The sequence below is a fragment of the Streptomyces venezuelae genome (assembly GCF_008642375.1).
In the GTDB taxonomy this organism is placed as follows: domain Bacteria; phylum Actinomycetota; class Actinomycetes; order Streptomycetales; family Streptomycetaceae; genus Streptomyces; species Streptomyces venezuelae_G.
Map to the genome: position 1 here is coordinate 1,142,352 of NZ_CP029194.1, position 16,352 is coordinate 1,158,703.

The window sequence follows — 16,352 nt, forward strand, 5'->3', positions numbered from 1 at the left end:
TGTGTGTTTCCCCTCGATCCCCTGTGGTTCAGGACTTTACGGCGCCGGAGAGCAGATCGAGGCTCCAGAAGCGCTGGATGAGAAGGAAGAGGGCGATGAGCGGAACGATCGCGAGGAGCGCGCCGGTGATGACCAGGGTGTAGAGGGCGGGCTGGCTCGCGCCCTGCTTGAGGAGGGTGAACAGGCCGACGGTCATCGGGAACTTCTCGTCGTCGCCGAGCATGATGAACGGCAGGAGGAAGTTGTTCCAGATCGCGACGAACTGGAAGAGGAAGATCGTCACCAGGCCCGGGGACATCATGGGGACGGCGATCCTGAGGAAGATCCGCCACTCGCCGGCGCCGTCCATGCGGCCGGCCTCGACGAGCTCCATCGGGACGGCGGCCTCGGCGTAGATGCGGCCGAGGTAGACGCCGTACGGGGAGAGGACCAGCGGCAGGAGGACGGAGGCGTATGTGTCCGTGAGGTCGGCCTCGGCCATCAGCAGGTACTGCGGGATGGCGAGGATGACGGGGGGCATGAGGACGCCCGCGAGCATGATGTTGAAGAACGCCTCGCGGCCGCGGAAGCGGTAGACGGCGAGGGCGTAGCCGGCGAACGCGGAGACCACCGTGGACAGGACGCCGCCGAGGCCCGCGTACAGCACGGAGTTGGCCATCCAGCGCCAGTAGATGCCGTCGCGGTATCCGGTGAGCTCGCCGATGTTGTCGGTGAGGCCGCTGCCGGGCAGGAAGGTGAAGGTGGAGAAGAGTTCGTCGTCGGCCTTGGTGGCGGCGACGAGGACCCAGGCGACGGGCAGCAGGCAGTAGAGCGCGCCGAGGACGAGGGCGGTCGTCGGCAGCAGGGCGGTGCGGCGGGGGCTGCCGGTGCCACCGCCGGGAATGTCTCCTCGGGAGGCGGCGGGAGGCCCCTGGGAGGTGCCGGGGGTGCTGCCGGCCGCGGGGGCCGCTTTGCGGAGCCTGGGGGAGGCGAGCCCGGTCATCGGCCTGCTCCTTGTGTGGTGCGGCGGTTGGAGATCCTGAGGAGCGCGAAGGACAGCGCGAAGGTGGCGAGGGCGAGCACGACGGCGGTGGCCGAGGCCGCGTGGATGTTCCCGCCGGTGAAGGCGTCGCTGTAGACCTTCATGAGGGGGCTCCAGGTGGACGGGATGCCGTTGGTGAGCGGCTTGAGCGTCATGGGCTCGTTGAAGACCTGGAGGGTCGCGATGATCGAGAAGAAGAAGGTGAGCACCAGCGAGGGCACCACCATCGGGATCTTGATGCGGAGCGCGATCTGGAGTTCGGAGCAGCCGTCGAGCTTGGCCGCCTCGTACACCTCGGCGGGCAGGGCGCGCAGCGCGGTGTAGATGACGATCATGTTGAAGCCGGTTCCGCCCCAGACGGCGATGTTGGACATCGCCAGGTAGAGGGGTCCGCCGTCCATGAGGTCGGGCTGCGGGAGGCCGGCCTTGTCGAGGAGGTAGTGGAAGGGGCTGACGTCGGGGAGGTAGAGAAAGCCCCAGAGGACGGCCGCGATGACGCCGGGGACGGCGTACGGGAGGAAGATCGCGAGACGGGCGAAGGAACGGCCCCGGACGCGCTCGGAGTCGAGCAGGAGCGCGAAGAAGAGGGCGAGGCCGAGCATGACGGGGACGACGATGGCGCCGTAGCCGAGGACGCGCAGGGCGCTCGCGAGGAGTTCGGAGTCGGCGAGGGCGGAGGTGTAGTTCTCCAGTCCGGCCCAGACCTCGGTCTTCGCGCCCTTGCCGAGGCCGAGACCCTTGATCCGGACCTTGTGGAAGCTGAGCCAGACCGCGTAGCCGATGGGCAGGGCGAAGAAGAGGGTGAAGAGTACGGCGGCGGGCAGGAGGAAGCCGTACGGGGCCGCCTTGACCCCGTACGACCGGCGCACGCCCTTGGGGGGCTGCGTCACTTGGCGACCTCGAAGCCCTGCTTCTTCAGGTCCGCGACGGTGGCGTCCTGCATGGCGGTGAGGGCCGCGGGGAAGCCGCTCTTGGACTTGGCGGCCTTGCCGAACTGGTCCTTGAAGGAGGTGTAGGCGACGTTCACGTTGGGGCCCCAGGCCGCGGGCGCGGTGGTCTTCGCTATCTGGGCGGCACGGGTGTAGAAGTCGGGCTGGTTGGCGAAGTAGTCGGGGGCCTTGGCGAGGGCTCCGCTGGTCTGGGCGGCGGTGGCCGCGGGGTAGATGCCGCTCTCCTTGACGAGGGCGGCGAGGGCCTCCGGGTCGGTGTTCAGCCAGGTGGCGAACTTGGCGGCGGCGGCCTTGTGCTTCGAGTCGGTGGTGACGGCGGTGGAGGAGCCGCCCCAGCTGCCGGTGGCGTTCTCGCCCTTGTTCCACTGCGGGAGGGGGGCCATGGCCCACTTGCCCTTGGTGTCGGGTGCGGCGGTGGTGAGGGTGCCGGGCGCCCAGACGGCGCTGACCCAGGCGAGCTGTTCGCCGGTGTTGAGCGCCTTGTTCCAGGCGGGCGTGTACATCGGCTGGTTGTCGACGGCTCCCTCGGCGACCAGGCCGCCCCAGAAGTCGGTGACCTTCTTGGTGGCGGCGTCGTCGATGGCGACCTTCCAGGCTTCGCCCTCGAAGGTCCACCACTTGGCGCCGGCCTGCTGGGAGAGGCCGGCGAAGAGGCCCGAGTCGTTGGCGGAGAAGGTGGTCAGGGACTTCTTGGGAGACTTCTTCTTGACGGCGCGGGCGGTCTCGGCGAACTCGTCCCAGGTGGTGGGGACGGTCAGGCCGTACTGCTTGAAGAGGTCCTCGCGGTAGAAGAACATCAGCGGGCCCGAGTCCTGCGGCAGGGCGTAGACGGCCTCGCCGCCGAAGGTGGTCTGCTGCCAGATGCCGGGCGCGAACTTGCCCTTGACGCCGTGGACCTCCTGGGCGATGTCGGCGAGGGCGTCGTTGCTGACGAGCGTCGGCAGGGCCTGGTACTCGGCCTGGACCAGGTCGGGGGCCTTGTGCGCCTTCGCCGCGGTGATGATCTTGGTGACGAGGTCGTCGCCGGACGCCTGCTTCTGCACGGTGACCTTGATGTCGGGGTGCTTGGCGTTCCAGAGGGCCGCGACCTTGTCCATGCCGGGCGCCCAGGCCCAGTAGGTGAGCGAGACCGGGCCGGACTCGGCGCCCGCCTTGTCGCCGGAGTCGGAGTCGGCGGATCCACAGGCGGTGAGCGCGGTGGCGCCGAGGAGCACGGCGGTGGCGGCGGCGAGGCTGCGGCGCGTGAGGTGTGGCATGGGGTACTTCTCCCTGACCGAAAGGGGCCTCTCTCTCAGACGGAGAGGCCGTCCATGCATCTGTGAGCGTTCACAGTAGAGAAACGTTCCGGACACTTGTCAATGGTTGTTCGTGTGCGCTTATGTTGCGTTGCCACATCGAGATCGAGTGTGTGCACGTTCCCAAACGAACAAAGCTTCCATCTTCCGAGCTTTCAGGAGAGACTCATGCCGCAGACCACTCCCAAGGGCCTGCAGCGGCTCGCGTTCGGGGGCGACTACAACCCCGAGCAATGGCCGGAAAGCGTCTGGCAGGAGGACGTTCGGCTGATGCGAGAGGCCGGCGTCACCATGGTGAGCGTCGGGATCTTCTCCTGGGCCCTCCTGGAACCCGAGAGCGGCCGCCACGACTTCGGCTGGCTGGACCGGCTCCTCGACCTGCTGCACACCCACGGCATCCGGGTGGACCTGGGCACGCCCACCGTGGCACCGCCCGCCTGGTTCTACCGCGCCCACCCCGAGGCACTGCCCGTCACCGCCGAGGGCGTGCGCTACTCGTACGGTTCACGTGGAGCGATCTGCCACAGTTCGTCCGCGTACCGCGCGGCCGCCGCCGGCATCACCACCGAGCTCGCCCGCCGCTACGGCAGCCACCCGGCCCTCGCCCTCTGGCACGTCCACAACGAGTACGGCGTACCCGTCAGCGCCTGCTACTGCGAAGGCTGCGCCGCCCACTTCCGCCGCTGGCTCCACGAGACCTACGGGTCGGTGGAGGCCGTCAACGAGGCCTGGGGCACGGCCTTCTGGGGCCAGCGCTACGGCTCGTACGAGGAGATCGACCCGCCCCGCGTCACCCCGACCGTCGGCAACCCGGCCCAGCAGCTCGACTACCGGCGCTTCGCCGACGCCACCATCCGGGAGAACTTCCGGATGGAGCGGGACATCCTGCACGAACTGGCCCCCGGCATCCCCGTCACCACCAACTTCATGACCGCACTCAGCCAGTGCGACTCGATCGACTACTGGGCCTGGGGCCGCGAGGTCGACCTCGTCACCAACGACCACTATCTGATGACCGACGGCCGCCGCACCCATGTCAACCTCGCGATGGCCGCCGACCTCACCCGCTCCGTCGCCGGCGGCGCGCCCTGGCTGCTCCTGGAGCACTCCACGTCCGGCGTGAACTGGCAGGCCCGCAACCCCGCCAAGCGGCCGGGCGAGATGGCCCGCAACTCCCTCGCCCATGTGGCCCGCGGCTCCGAGGGCGCCATGTTCTTCCAGTGGCGCCAGTCCCGGCGCGGCGCCGAGAAGTTCCACTCCGCGATGGTCCCGCACGGCGGCACCGACACCCGCGTCTGGCGCGAGGTCGTCGCCCTCGGGGCCGGCCTGGAGGCCCTGGAGGAGGTGCGCGGCACCCGGACCGTCCCGGACGTCGCCGTGCTCTGGGACTGGCACTCCTGGTGGGCACAGAGCCTGGAGTGGCGGCCGAACGAGGCCCACGACGCGCGCGAGCGTGCCGACAGCTTCTACGAGACCCTGTACGACCGGCACCTCACCGTCGACTTCGCGCACCCCGAGGCCGACCTGTCGGCCTACCCGCTGGTCGTCGTGCCCGCGCTCTACCTCATGACCGAGGCCGCCGGGCAGAACCTCCGCGAGTACGTCGAGAACGGCGGCACGCTCGTCGTCTCGTACTTCTCCGGGATCGTCGACGAGCACGACGCCGTGCACCCCGGCGCCTACCCGGGCGCCCTGCGGGACGTCCTCGGTCTGACCGTGGAGGAGTGGTCGCCGCTCCTCGACGAGCAGCGCGTACGGATCGAGGGACCGGACGGCGCCTCGCTCACCGGCGACGTGTGGACGGAGTTCGTCCGGCCGCGCGGCGCCGAGACCGTGTGGTCGTACGCCGACGGACCGGCCGCCGGCGGGCCCGCCGTCACCCGGCACCGGCTCGGCCGGGGCTCCGCCTGGTACGTCTCCACCCGACTCGACGCGGCCTCGCTGGACGCGATCGTGGCCGCCGCCTGCGAGGACGCGGGGGTCGCGGAGCGTGCCGCGCTCCCGCGTGACGTGGAGGTCGTGCGCCGCGCCGGGGACGGCGGGCGGCGGTACCTCTTCGCGCTCAACCACTCCGCCGAGGACGCCGGGGTGCCGCTCGACGGCTCCGGGACGGAGCTGCTGGGCGCCACGGAGGGCGGTCCTGTCGGCGGTACGCCGGTCGACGGGAAGCTCACCGTCCCGGCCGGTGCCGTCAGGGTCGTCCGCCTCGACGCCTGACCGCAACACCCGCGCACCACACCGCTCCCCCTCCCCCGGCCTGCCACCGGGGCCCCCGATCTCCCCGGGGGCGGCCGCGCCCCGCTGCACCGCCCCCGGGTGAGCCGCACCACCCGCACCACCGGACGAAATCGCACCACCGGACGAAATCGCACCACCCGCACCACCCGTTAGGAACGCACCACTTCTCACATCCGCCACCGTCGAAGGGACTCGACGATGCACCTCACCCCCACCAGAAGCCGCATCCGCCTGCGGGCCGCGGCAATCGCCGCCGCGCTGGGCGCCCTGCTCCTGGCCCCGCTGCCCGCCGCCCCGCAGGCCGAGGCGGCCTCGACCCTCACCAACGCCGGGTTCGAGAGCGGCGGCGCCGGGACCGCCACCCCCGCCGGCTGGTCCACCTACTCGGCCGCCGGCCAGAACGCCGCCTCGTTCACCGAGGCGGGGGGCCACGGCGGCAGCTACCGCCTCAGCCACTGGTCGGCCTCCGCGTACAAGGTGGAGACGTACCAGTACCTCTCCGGTCTCACCAACGGCACGTACACGCTCAGCGCCTGGGTCCGCTCCGGCGGCGGGCAGAACTCGGCCTACCTGGCCCTGCGCAACTGCGGCTCCGCCGAGCAGCGCACCGACCTGCCGGTGACGTCCAACGGTTCCTGGATACGCCTCGTCACCTCGGTGAACGTCACCTCGGGTGCCTGCACGATCAGCATCAACTCCGATGCGAACGCGGGCAACTGGCTGAACGTCGACGACCTCACCTTCACCTCCGGTTCGACCGGGCTCGCGGTCAAGGGCGTCGACCTCTCCGCGCTGAAGAAGAGCGAGGACCTGGGCGGGACGTACAGAACGAGTGCCGGCGCGACCGGTGACCCGGTCGCGATCCTGAAGAACGCGGGCGCCAACTACGGCCGCCTCAAGGTGTGGGTGAACCCCGCCGACGGCTACAACACCAAGGCGCGCGTCCTCGCCACGGCCCAGCGCATCAAGGCCCAGGGCATGAAGCTCCTCGTCGACTTCCACTACTCCGACATCTGGGCCGACCCGGGCGCCCAGAGCAAGCCCGCGGCCTGGTCGGGCCACTCGTACTCCCAGCTCACCACGGACGTCTACAACCACACCTACGACGTCCTCAACGCCCTGAAGGCGCAGGGCACCACGGCCGACATGGTGCAGATCGGCAACGAGATCAACACCGGCATGCTGTGGCCCGAGGGCTCGACCTCCAACTGGTCACAGCTCGGGGGGCTGCTCAAGTCCGGCATCTCGGCGGCCAAGGCCGTGTCGTCGAGCACGCAGATCGCGCTGCACCTCGCCAACGGCGGCGACAACGCCCTCTACCGCAACTGGTTCGACAACGCCGCCGCGCAGGGCGTGAGTTACGACGTCATCGCGCTGTCCTTCTACGGCTACTGGCACGGCGCTCTCTCCGCGCTGCAGACCAACCTCGACGACATCTCCGCCCGTTACGGCAAGAAGGTCATGGTCGTGGAGACCGCCTACCCGTTCCGCCTCGACAGCGAGGACAGCCACGAGAACATCATCGACCTGTCGAGCGAACTGGTCTCCGGCTACCCGGCGAGCAGCGCCGGGCAGTCGGCCTGGCTGCGGGACATCATGAACGTCGTCGAGGCCGTGCCGAACGGCCGCGGTCTCGGGGTCGTCTACTGGGAGCCGGCGTGGACCGCCGTCACCGGCAACGGCTGGGATCCCACGGACTCCTCCTCCGGCAACGGCTGGGAGAACCAGGCCCTGTTCGACTACGACAGCAAGCTGCTCCCGGCGGCGGCCTGGCTGGCCCACCGCTAGGACCTGTCCGGCGCGTCGTCGGCCGGGCCCCGTTCGTCGGGCCCCGGCCGCGTGCCGGCCGGCGCGGGCGGATACCTTCACGGCGGGACCGACGCGACCAGCAGAAGAGAGATCAGGACCGATGCCGAAGGAAGACACCGACCGCCAGGACCGGCCCGTGGTGCTCGAGGAGATCACGGACGAGAACTGGCGCGCCGTCGCCGATGTGGCCCCCGCCGACGACCAACGCCGGTTCGTGGCCGCACTCGGTGCGCGCTACCTGCTGCTCTCGATGCGCGGAGGGCTCTGGAACTCCCTGGCCGTCCGGGCCGGCGACGAGATCGTGGGTCATGTCATGTGGGCGTACGACGAGGAGGACGGGACCCACTGGGTCGGCGGCATGGTCGTCGATGCCGGCGAACAGGGCAAGGGAGTGGGCCGCGCCTCGATGCGCGCCCTGCTGCGACGTCTCGCCGCGCTGCCCTCCTGCCGGGAGATCCGGCTCTCGTACCACCCGGAGAACAAGCCCGCCGCCGCCCTGTACACGGCTCTCGGGTTCACGCCCACCGGCGACTTCGAGGACGAGGAGGTCGTGGTCGCCCTGAGCGCCGAAGCGGCCGCCGCCTGAGGGCGGTCCGAAGGAGGCATCCCGGCCACGGCGGCGCGTGACCCCGAGGGGCGGGCTCGTGTACGAGCCCGCCCCTTACGTGCGTCCTGGTCACCACTCGGCCAGGGAGCCGTCGTCCCGGCGCCACGCCGGGTTGCGCCAGCGGTGGCCCACCTCGGCGGCCCGCTCGACCGCCTTCTCGTCGACCTCGATGCCGAGGCCCGGCCCGGTCGGCAGGGCCACGTGCCCGTCCTCGTACCGGAAGACCGCCGGGTCCACGAGGTAGTCGAGCAGGTCGGAGCCGGTGTTGTAGTGGATGCCGAGGCTCTGCTCCTGGATCAGCAGGTTCGGTGCGGCGAAGCCGACCTGGAGGCAGGAGGCGAGCGCGATCGGGCCCAGCGGGCAGTGCGGGGCGAGGGAGACGTCGTACGCCTCGGCCATCGCGGCGATCCTGCGCACCTCCGAGATGCCTCCCGCGTGCGAGAGGTCGGGCTGTGCGACGGCGATGCCCTGGTCGAGGACCTTCTTGAAGTCCCAGCGGGAGTAGAGGCGTTCGCCGGTCGCGATGGGGATGGACGTGGAGCGCACGATGTCGCCGATGTGGTCGCTCATCTCCGGGACGACCGGCTCCTCCACGAAGAAGGGCAGGTACGGCTCCAGGAGCGGCAGGACCCGGCGGGCCATGGGCGCGGTGAGGCGGCCGTGGAAGTCGATCGCGATGTCGAACTCGTCGCCGACGGCCTCCCGGACGGAGGCGACCCGGTCCACGATCGCCTGGGTGGCGGCGGGGGTGTCGATGAGCCGCAGCTGTGCGGAGGCGTTCATCTTGATCGCGGTGAAGCCCTCGTTCCTGCGGGCCAGGGCCTCCGAGGCGACCTCGTCCGGCCGGTCGCCGCCGATCCAGCTGTAGACGCGGACCCGGTCGCGGACGTTGCCGCCGAGGAGCTGCCAGACGGGGACGCCGAGGGCCTTGCCCGTGATGTCCCAGAGGGCCTGGTCGATGCCGGCGACGGCGCTGGAGAGGACCGGGCCGCCGCGGTAGAAGCCTCCCTTGGTGAGGACCTGCCAGTGGTCCTCGATCTTCATCGGGTCCTGGCCGATCAGGTAGTCGGAGAGCTCCTCGACCGCGGCGGCGACGGTGTGGGCGCGGCCCTCGACGACGGGCTCGCCCCAGCCCGTGATGCCCTCGTCGGTGTCGATGCGCAGGAAGCACCAGCGCGGGGCGACGAGGTGGGTGCGCAGGGAGGTGATCTTCACTTGGAGTCCTTCTTCACGGTCCAGCCGCCGTCGACGACCAGGTTCGTTCCGGTGATGTAGGTGGCGTCGGCGGAGGCGAGGAAGGCGACGGCGGACGCCACCTCCTCGGGGCGGCCGAGGCGGGCGAGGGCGGTGGCGTCGGCGGAGATCCGCCGTCCTTCCTCGTCGACGTCGTTCCACACGTCGGTGAGGATCGGTCCGGGCAGGACGGAGTTGAAGCGGACGTCTGGCCCGTACTCGACGGCGAACTGCCTTACCAGGGCGCACATTCCGCCCTTCGCTGCGGCGTACGCGGGGTAGCCGGGCAGGCCGAAGTCGGCGTGCACGCTGGAGGTGGCGACGAGGCTGCCGCGCTCGGCGCGCAGGTCGTCGAGGAAGGTGCGGGTGGCGAGGTAGAGGGCCCGCAGGTTGACGGCCATCTCCCGGTCCCAGGTGGCGACGGGGAGTTCGTGGGCGGCGCCGGCGGTGTGGGTGAAGGCGTTGCTGTGGAGGACGCCCACCGGGCCGAAGCGGGCGTGGGCCTCCTCGCGGAGGGCGGTCCAGTCCTCCTCGGAGGAGACGTCGCAGTGGACGTAGGCGGCGCGGCCGCCGTCGGCGCGGATCGCGGCGGCGACGGCCTCGCCGGCCTCGTCGGCGATGTCGGAGACGAGGACCGAGGCGCCCTCGGCGGCGAGGCGGGCGGCGCTGGCGGCGCCGATGCCCGAGGCCGCGCCGGTGACGACGGCGGTCCGTCCGGAGAATCGGTTCATGGGCGGGGTTCCTGTGTGCTGGTACGGAGACGGTGCTGCCGGGCTCGTGGCCTCAGCGGCTGATGTCCTGGGCGGCGAGCAGGCCGAGTTCGGCGCGGCGTGGGAGGCCCTCCCAGTCGCCGGGGACGGAGACGGCGAACGCGCCGCAGAGCGCGGCGAGTCGGAGGCGGTCCGGGACCGGGGAGCCGTCGAGGGCTGCGGCGAGGTAGCCGGAGACGAAGGCGTCGCCCGCGCCGACGGGGTCGACGGCGGTGACGCGTACGGCCGGTCGGAGGTGCAGCTCGCCGTCGGCGACCGCGAGGGCACCCTCCGCGCCGAGCTTGAGGACGGCCTGTGCCGGGCCGAGTCCGGTGAGGACGCGGGCCATCCGCTCCGGCTCGTCCTCGGGCACGAAGAGGGACGCCTCCTCGGGGCCTGCGAAGACGATGTCGGCGTACGGGAGGAGGCGGCCGAGCACGTCGGCGGCCTCGGCGCGGCTCCAGAGGCGCTCGCGGTGGTTGACGTCGAAGGAGACGGTGACGCCGGCGGCGCGGGCGACCGTGACGGCGCGCTCGACGGCGGCGCGGGCGGTGGGGCTCAACGCCGGGGTGATGCCGGTGACATGAAGGATCCGGGCGCCGGCGATCCGCGCCTCGTCCAGGTCCTGGGGGGCGAGCCGGGAGCCTGCGAGTCCGGCGCGGTAGTAGGTGACGCGGAGCCGGTCGGCGGTGCGCCGTTCGCGGAGCATCAGGCCTGTGGGGGCCGCCGGGTCCATACGGGCGCCGGAGACGTCGACACCCTCGGCGCGCAGTCCGGCGAGGACCATCGCACCCGTCGCGTCCTCCCCGACGCGGCCGGTCCAGGCGGCGCTGTGGCCGAGCCGGCTCACGCCGACGGCGACGGTCGCCTCGGCACCCGCCCAGCCGAGGCGCAGGGGTGCTCCCGTGGCGAGCGGGCCGGGCGTGGTGGCGGCGGCGACGGCCATGACCTCGCCGAGGGTGACGAGTTCGGGGTGAGCGGCGGGTGCCGGGGAGTTCATCGCCGTATCCCGTCGAGGAAGGCGGCCGCCCGCTCGGCGAGGGCCGCCAGGGAGCCGCCCTCGCAGGCGTCCCCGACGAGGGGGCCGCCGACGCCGAGGGCGGCGGCGCCCGCGGCGAGGTAGGCGGGGGCGTCGGCGGCGCCGATGCCCCCGGTCGGGACGAGGGGGACGTCGGGGAGCGGGGCACGTACGGCGCGGAGGTACTCCGGTCCGCCGGTCGCGGCGGGGAAGAGTTTGACCATGGCGGCGCCGGCCCGCCAGGCGGTGAGGATCTCGGTGGGCGTGTAGGCGCCGGGGAGCACCGGGACGTCCAGGCGCACGGCTTCGGCGATGACCTCGGTGGAGGTGGTCGGGGTGATGAGGTAGGTGGCTCCCGCCTCGACGGCGGCGTGGGCCTCGGCGGGCGTGGTCACCGTGCCCGCGCCGAGCGCGAGCCCGGGCGGGGCGTCGGCGGCGTACTCGCGGAGCGCGTCGAGGACTCCGGGGGTGGTGAGGGTGAACTCGGCGGCGCGGACGCCGGACGCCCTGAGCGTGTCGGTGACTTCGGCGAAGTGGGTGGCGGCCGTGGAACGGAGGATCGCGATGACGGGGGCGGCGGCCAGTGCGGCGGACAGCCCTGCGTGGGCGGTGCCGGGGGTGGGCGGAGCGGCGGTCTCGTGCGGAGTGGTCACGGTGCGGGGCTTCCTTGCGGGTCGGAGCGCGTTCCGCCGGGAGGGCGGCGGCGTACCGGGTCGGTGATCGGCGTACGGGATCGGCGCTCGGGATCCGTGATCGGGATCCGTGATCGGCTTACGGGGTCGGTGATCGGCCTGCGGGTTTCAGCGGTCAGCGGTCGGCGTACAGCGGGGTGGGCAGGCCCGTGGCGCCGGGGCGGCAGACGAAGAGGCGGCCCGCGTCGGGCTCGGCGCGGCGCCGTTCCTCGTCGAGGCCCTCGGTCGCCGTGGTGATGACGAGGACGTCCCGCGCGGGCCCGGCGAAGGCGCAGCTCGTCACGTGCGAGGCGGGTACCTCCACGCGCGCGTGGAGGGTGCCGTCGGGCTCGAAGGCGAGGACCTCGCCGGCTCCCCAGACCGCGACCCAGACGCGCCCCGCGCTGTCGACGGTGAGCCCGTCGGGGGCGCCCCGGTCGAGCACGGCGAAGGGGCGGCGGTCACCGAGGGCGCCGCTCTCCGTGTCGTAGGCGAGGACGTCGACGCGGCCGGTCTGGCTGTCGGCGTAGTAGAGGAGGCTGCCGTCGAGGCTCCAGCCGAGGCCGTTCGAGATGCCGACGGAGTCGATCAGGGTGACGAGCCGGTCGCCGTCGAGGCGGTAGAGGGCGCCCGCGCCGGGGCTCTCGTCGTACGCCATGGTGCCGGCGAGGAGCCGGCCCGCTGGGTCGACGGCCGCGTCGTTCATCCGGCGCGGCAGGCCGTCGTCGGGGAGGGCGGGCGCGGCGAGTTCGACCGCCTCGGCGACCGGGCGGCCCTCGTCCAGGCGCAGGACGGAGGTGCCCGCGGCGGCGAGGACGGCGCCGGAGGCGCAGAGGGCGACAGCGCCGACGGGGCGGTCGAAGCGGAGGGTGGCGACGGGCGCGAGGTCCGGTCCGCCGGCTCCGTCGGTCAGGGCGGCCCGGTGGACCAGCCCTTCCGGGATGTCCACCCAGAGGACCTCCTGGCGCCGGTCGTCCCAGAGGGGCCCTTCCGCGAGACGTCCGGGCAGGGGGGAGCAGGGCACGGCCCTGAGGTGAAGCATCTGTCCTCCTCGGTTGGCTCCTCAAAAAGTAGGGCTTCGTCTAACGGTTGTAAATATCCCGCCCTCCCCTTCTTCCAACCCTTCGAATAACATCATCGGGACAGCGTGGCCGACCGGAGGACAGCACAGATGATCAAGCGGACGTCGCAGGACATCCGACGCCTGAACCGCTTCGAGGTCCTGCGGCGGGTCTACGCGGGCCCCGGCGCGATGAGCCGTCAGGACATCGCGACGGCGACCGGGCTCTCCTTCGCCACCGTCGCCAACCTCACCTCCGAGCTCCTGGAGGCCGGGGTGCTCGTCGAGGCGGGCCACGAGGACTCCAGCGGCGGCCGCCCCCGTGCGCGCCTCGCCGTGAACGCCGGGCGGGGCGCCCTGATCGGCGTCGACATCGCCGAGACCTCGGTGCACGCCGAGCTCTTCGACCTGGCCCTGGCGGTCCGGCACTCCGTCGAGCGCCCCCTCCCGCCGGGTGAGGTCCGTCCCTCCGACGTCGTCGACGTCCTCGCCGGCTGCGTGGAGGAGCTGCTGGCCGCCTCCGGCACGCCCCGCGAGCGGGTGCTCGGTGCCGGGGTCAGCGTGCCGGGCATGGTGGAGCGCGAGGGCGGCGTCTCGTCCTTCTCGCCGTACTGGTCCTGGCACGAGGTACCGCTGCGCGCCCTGCTCGACGAGCGTCTCGGACTGCCCCTGTGGCTCGACAACCCGCTGCGGGCCAGCACGGTCGCCGAGCTGTGGTTCGGCGCCGGGCGCGAGGCCGACGACCTGGTGGTGCTGACGCTGCGGGCCGGTGTCGGCGCCGGGATCGCGATCGGCGGGCAGCTGTACCGGGGCTTCACCAACAGCGCGGGCGAATGGGGCCACACCTGCCTCGCCCTCGACGGCCGCCTGTGCACCTGCGGCAACCGGGGCTGTGTCGAGGCGTACGTGAGCACCCGGGGGATCGCGCAGACCTGGCGCGAGCTGGCCCCGGGCGACGAGCGGGCGGCGGGCGCGGACGACGCGGCGACGGTCGCGGCCCTGGCGCGCGCGGAGGCGGAGGGGGACACGACGGCCGCCGCCGTCATCGACGCGACCGGGCGCTACCTGGGCGCGGCGGTGGCCAATCTGGTCAATCTGTTCAACCCGCGCGTGCTCGTCCTCGGCAACGAGGTCGTGGACCTGCTCGGTGAGCGCCTGCTGACCGCCGCGTACGAGGCCGTGCCCCGGCACGCCCTGCCGCTGCCGCACCGGGCCGCGACCCTGCGGCGCAGCGCGGTCCCGCACAACGCGGTGACCCGGGGCGCCGCCACCTTCGCACTGGAAGGGTTCCTCAACGACCGGGAGGTCTTCGGGCCGGTCAGCCGGATGCGTCAGCCCCGGGAGCGCCGGGACGGGCGCCGCGCCGGGCCCGCCGATGCGGAGGGGTGACGGGCGCCCCGCGCCCGCCCTGCCGCCTGACCTGCGCTCAGCGCCCGGCCCGCTGCCTGACCCGCACTCGGCTCCCGCCCTGCCGCTCGCCCCGTGCTCAGCGTCCGCCCTGTTGCCCGCCGTGGTGCCCCAGCCGGGCCGAGAGCTCGGCGGCGCCCTTCGTGGCGAGGGCGGTGAGTTCGTTCTCCCGGTCCTCGCTCCAGCGGTGGACCGGCACCGAGACGGACAGCGCCGCGACGACCCGGCCGGACCGGTCCCGCACGGGCGCGGCGACGCAGCTGACGTCCGGGTTGGACTCCTGGAGTTCGACGGCGACGCCGAGGATCCGGATCTCGGCGAGCGCGGCCCGCAGCACGTCCGGGTCACTGAGGCTGTTCGGCGTCATCGCCTCCAACGGCCCCTCCTCCAGGCGCTCTTCGAGCCGTGCTTCGAGCTCGGCGGCGGGGAGGGAGGCGAGGAGCATCTTGCCGACGGCGGTGCAGTGGGCGGGCAGGCGGCGCCCGGTCGCGGAGACCATCCGTACCGCGTGCGTCGAGTCGACCTTGGCGATGTAGATGACGTCCATGTCCTCCAGGAGGGCCACATGGACGGTCTCGCCGCAGGTGTCGGCCACCTCGCGGGCGACCTGGTGGCCCTCGGCCGCGAGGTCGAGCTGTTCCGCGTACCGGCTGCCGAGCTGGTACGTGCGGACGCCGAGCCGGTAGCGGCCGGGCTGCTCCGGCACCGGGACGAGGTAGTTGCGGGCGGTCAGGGTCGTGACCAGCTCGTGCGTGGTCGTGCGCGGCAGCTGGAGCCTGCGGGTGATCTCGGGCGCGGAGAGCGTCCCGTCGCCCTGGAGGAAGAGCTCCAGTATGTCGAATGCCCTGGTCACCGCCGGAACGAGTCGTCCCACGGGGCCCACCCCACCCTCTGCTCGTTCGATATCCCGTACCACGACCGAAATCGCGGACAGAGACTAGCCGTGGACCACGGGGCGGGCAACGGCCGGCCGGGGCCCCGCGGCGGGGACGCGCTCCCATTGACATGCCGACGGGCCGCTGCCTACGGTCTCGCCGGTCCACCGAACAGTATTCGAGATACCGAACATCACGCCAGCGCCCCCGGGAGCAACCATCGTGCGCATCACGGGAATCACCACGCATGTCGTCGGAACGCCGTGGCGCGATCTGACCTACGTCCTGGTCCACACCGACGAGGGGCTGACCGGTGTCGGCGAGACCCGGATGCTCGGGCACACCGACGCCCTGATCGGCTATCTCCGCGAGGCGGAGGCGAACCACATCGCCGGCTCCGACCCCTTCGCCGTCGAGGATCTCGTCCGCCGCATGAAGTACGGCGACTTCGGGCGGGCCGGCGAGATCGTGATGTCGGGCATCGCCGTCGTGGAGACGGCCTGCTGGGACATCAAGGGCAAGGCCCTCGGCGTGCCCGTGTGGCAGCTGCTCGGCGGGCAGGTGACCGACCGCGTACCGGCGTACGCGAACGGCTGGTACACCACCGAGCGCACCCCGGAGGCCTACCACGCGGCGGCCCGCGAGGTCGTGGCGCGCGGCTACCGGGCGCTGAAGATCGACCCGTTCGGCAACGGCCGGTTCGAGCTGGACGCCGAGCGGTCGCGGTACGCGGTCTCGCTCATCGAGGCCGTACGGGACGCGATCGGCCCGGACACCGAGCTGATGGTGGAGATGCACGGCCGCTTCTCCCCCGCGACCGCGGTCCGGCTCGCCCACGACCTGGCGCCGTTCCGTCCCGCGTGGCTGGAGGAGCCGGTGCCGCCGGAGAACCTCAAGGCCCTGCGGAAGGTGGCAGAGAAGGTCGACCTGCCGATCGCCACCGGGGAGCGGATCCACGACCGGATCGAGTTCCGCGAGCTGTTCGAGTCGCAGGCCGCCGACATCGTCCAGCCCGACGTCGGCCACATCGGCGGCATCCTGGAGGCCAGGAAGCTCGCCGCCACCGCCGAGACGCATGACGTGCTCGTCGCCCCGCACAACGTCGGCGGCTCCGTCCTCACCGCCGCCTCCCTCCAACTCGCAGCCTGCACCCCGAACTTCAAGGTTCTGGAGCACTTCAACGACTTCGCGGACGCCGAGATCAAGAAGGTCGTGCGCGGGGCTCCGGAGGTCGATCCGGAGACGGGCTGCTTCGCGGTCTCGCACGCTCCGGGCCTGGGCGTCGAGCTCGACGTGGACGCGGCGGCCGAATTCCCGCAGCAGCGCGCCCGGTTCGACCTGTGGGCCGAGGACTGGGAGAAGAGGCGTCCCCGGTGAGCGGCGGTCCGGCGCGCCGAAGCCGCGCGATCGTCGTCGAAC

Annotated in this window: 14 protein-coding genes; 5 read left to right on the forward strand and 9 right to left on the reverse strand. The window is 72.2% G+C overall.

Going from position 1 to position 16,352, the window contains the following annotated elements:
* Positions 1-28: 28 nt before the first annotated feature.
* The 3 genes from DEJ46_RS04970 to DEJ46_RS04980 are packed head-to-tail and all read right to left on the reverse strand — an operon-like array spanning position 29 to position 3,227.
* Entirely contained in the window at positions 29-982 is a 954-nt protein-coding gene (locus DEJ46_RS04970; RefSeq protein WP_150264350.1) for a carbohydrate ABC transporter permease, read from the reverse strand.
* Entirely contained in the window at positions 979-1,911 is a 933-nt protein-coding gene (locus DEJ46_RS04975) for a carbohydrate ABC transporter permease (protein WP_150264351.1), read from the reverse strand. The genes DEJ46_RS04970 and DEJ46_RS04975 overlap by 4 nt, the downstream gene beginning before the upstream one ends.
* Positions 1,908-3,227: an ABC transporter substrate-binding protein gene (locus DEJ46_RS04980; RefSeq protein WP_150264352.1), complete on the reverse strand. Its 1,320-nt coding sequence runs from the start codon at positions 3,225-3,227 to the stop codon at positions 1,908-1,910. Before DEJ46_RS04980 ends, DEJ46_RS04975 begins: the two co-directional genes overlap by 4 nt.
* A 207-nt stretch (positions 3,228-3,434) precedes the next feature.
* Between DEJ46_RS04980 and DEJ46_RS04985 the strand changes: the two genes are divergently transcribed.
* The 3 genes from DEJ46_RS04985 (at position 3,435) to DEJ46_RS04995 (ending at position 7,899) form a co-directional block, all read left to right on the forward strand.
* Positions 3,435-5,483, forward strand: a complete 2,049-nt coding sequence (locus tag DEJ46_RS04985) for a beta-galactosidase (RefSeq protein WP_150264353.1) — start codon at positions 3,435-3,437, stop codon at positions 5,481-5,483.
* Positions 5,484-5,702: 219 nt separating this feature from the next.
* Positions 5,703-7,292 (forward strand): arabinogalactan endo-beta-1,4-galactanase, encoded by a 1,590-nt coding sequence (locus DEJ46_RS04990; RefSeq protein WP_150264354.1) that lies wholly within the window; start codon positions 5,703-5,705, stop codon positions 7,290-7,292.
* A gap of 121 nt (positions 7,293-7,413) precedes the next feature.
* Positions 7,414-7,899 (forward strand): GNAT family N-acetyltransferase, encoded by a 486-nt coding sequence (locus DEJ46_RS04995; RefSeq protein ID WP_150264355.1) that lies wholly within the window; start codon positions 7,414-7,416, stop codon positions 7,897-7,899.
* 90 nt (positions 7,900-7,989) lie between these two features.
* Here the strand turns inward: DEJ46_RS04995 and dgoD are convergent, their stop codons facing one another.
* The 5 genes from dgoD to DEJ46_RS05020 all read right to left on the reverse strand — a co-directional run bounded on the left by dgoD (position 7,990) and on the right by DEJ46_RS05020 (position 12,633).
* Positions 7,990-9,135 carry a galactonate dehydratase gene (gene dgoD, locus DEJ46_RS05000; RefSeq protein WP_150264356.1) on the reverse strand — a complete coding sequence of 382 codons (1,146 nt, stop codon included), beginning with the start codon at positions 9,133-9,135 and terminating at the stop codon, positions 7,990-7,992.
* Entirely contained in the window at positions 9,132-9,884 is a 753-nt protein-coding gene (locus DEJ46_RS05005; RefSeq protein ID WP_150264357.1) for an SDR family NAD(P)-dependent oxidoreductase, read from the reverse strand. The genes dgoD and DEJ46_RS05005 overlap by 4 nt, the downstream gene beginning before the upstream one ends.
* Positions 9,885-9,936: 52 nt before the next feature.
* Positions 9,937-10,902 (reverse strand): sugar kinase, encoded by a 966-nt coding sequence (locus DEJ46_RS05010; RefSeq protein ID WP_150264358.1) that lies wholly within the window; start codon positions 10,900-10,902, stop codon positions 9,937-9,939.
* Entirely contained in the window at positions 10,899-11,573 is a 675-nt protein-coding gene (locus DEJ46_RS05015) for a bifunctional 4-hydroxy-2-oxoglutarate aldolase/2-dehydro-3-deoxy-phosphogluconate aldolase (RefSeq protein ID WP_223834511.1), read from the reverse strand. Before DEJ46_RS05015 ends, DEJ46_RS05010 begins: the two co-directional genes overlap by 4 nt.
* A gap of 154 nt (positions 11,574-11,727) precedes the next feature.
* A complete protein-coding gene (locus tag DEJ46_RS05020; RefSeq protein WP_150264359.1) occupies positions 11,728-12,633 on the reverse strand; it encodes an SMP-30/gluconolactonase/LRE family protein in 906 nt (301 codons plus the stop codon).
* 129 nt (positions 12,634-12,762) lie between these two features.
* Here DEJ46_RS05020 and DEJ46_RS05025 point away from each other — a divergent pair, with 129 nt between their 5' ends.
* On the forward strand, positions 12,763-14,040 hold the full coding sequence (locus DEJ46_RS05025) for an ROK family transcriptional regulator (protein ID WP_150264360.1): 1,278 nt from the start codon (positions 12,763-12,765) through the stop codon (positions 14,038-14,040).
* A 97-nt stretch (positions 14,041-14,137) separates the two neighbouring features.
* Here DEJ46_RS05025 and DEJ46_RS05030 read toward each other — a convergent pair whose 3' ends face one another.
* Entirely contained in the window at positions 14,138-14,932 is a 795-nt protein-coding gene (locus DEJ46_RS05030) for an IclR family transcriptional regulator (protein ID WP_150264361.1), read from the reverse strand.
* Between the two features lie 223 nt (positions 14,933-15,155).
* On the opposite strand from DEJ46_RS05030, the gene DEJ46_RS05035 reads away from it, so the two are divergent.
* Positions 15,156-16,310: a mandelate racemase/muconate lactonizing enzyme family protein gene (locus tag DEJ46_RS05035; protein ID WP_150264362.1), complete on the forward strand. Its 1,155-nt coding sequence runs from the start codon at positions 15,156-15,158 to the stop codon at positions 16,308-16,310.
* Positions 16,311-16,352: the final 42 nt, after the last annotated feature.

What these genes read in the sequence shown, in the direction of transcription:
- DEJ46_RS05025 (WP_150264360.1), top strand. Translation starts at nt 12,763, where the DNA reads ATGATCAAGCGGACGTCGCAGGACATCCGACGCCTGAACCGCTTCGAG.
- DEJ46_RS04990 (WP_150264354.1), top strand. Translation starts at nt 5,703, where the DNA reads ATGCACCTCACCCCCACCAGAAGCCGCATCCGCCTGCGGGCCGCGGCA.
- DEJ46_RS05010 (WP_150264358.1), bottom strand. Translation starts at nt 10,902, where the DNA reads ATGAACTCCCCGGCACCCGCCGCTCACCCCGAACTCGTCACCCTCGGC.
- DEJ46_RS05020 (WP_150264359.1), bottom strand. Translation starts at nt 12,633, where the DNA reads ATGCTTCACCTCAGGGCCGTGCCCTGCTCCCCCCTGCCCGGACGTCTC.
- DEJ46_RS04995 (WP_150264355.1), top strand. Translation starts at nt 7,414, where the DNA reads ATGCCGAAGGAAGACACCGACCGCCAGGACCGGCCCGTGGTGCTCGAG.
- DEJ46_RS04980 (WP_150264352.1), bottom strand. Translation starts at nt 3,227, where the DNA reads ATGCCACACCTCACGCGCCGCAGCCTCGCCGCCGCCACCGCCGTGCTC.
- DEJ46_RS04970 (WP_150264350.1), bottom strand. Translation starts at nt 982, where the DNA reads ATGACCGGGCTCGCCTCCCCCAGGCTCCGCAAAGCGGCCCCCGCGGCC.
- DEJ46_RS04985 (WP_150264353.1), top strand. Translation starts at nt 3,435, where the DNA reads ATGCCGCAGACCACTCCCAAGGGCCTGCAGCGGCTCGCGTTCGGGGGC.
- DEJ46_RS05005 (WP_150264357.1), bottom strand. Translation starts at nt 9,884, where the DNA reads ATGAACCGATTCTCCGGACGGACCGCCGTCGTCACCGGCGCGGCCTCG.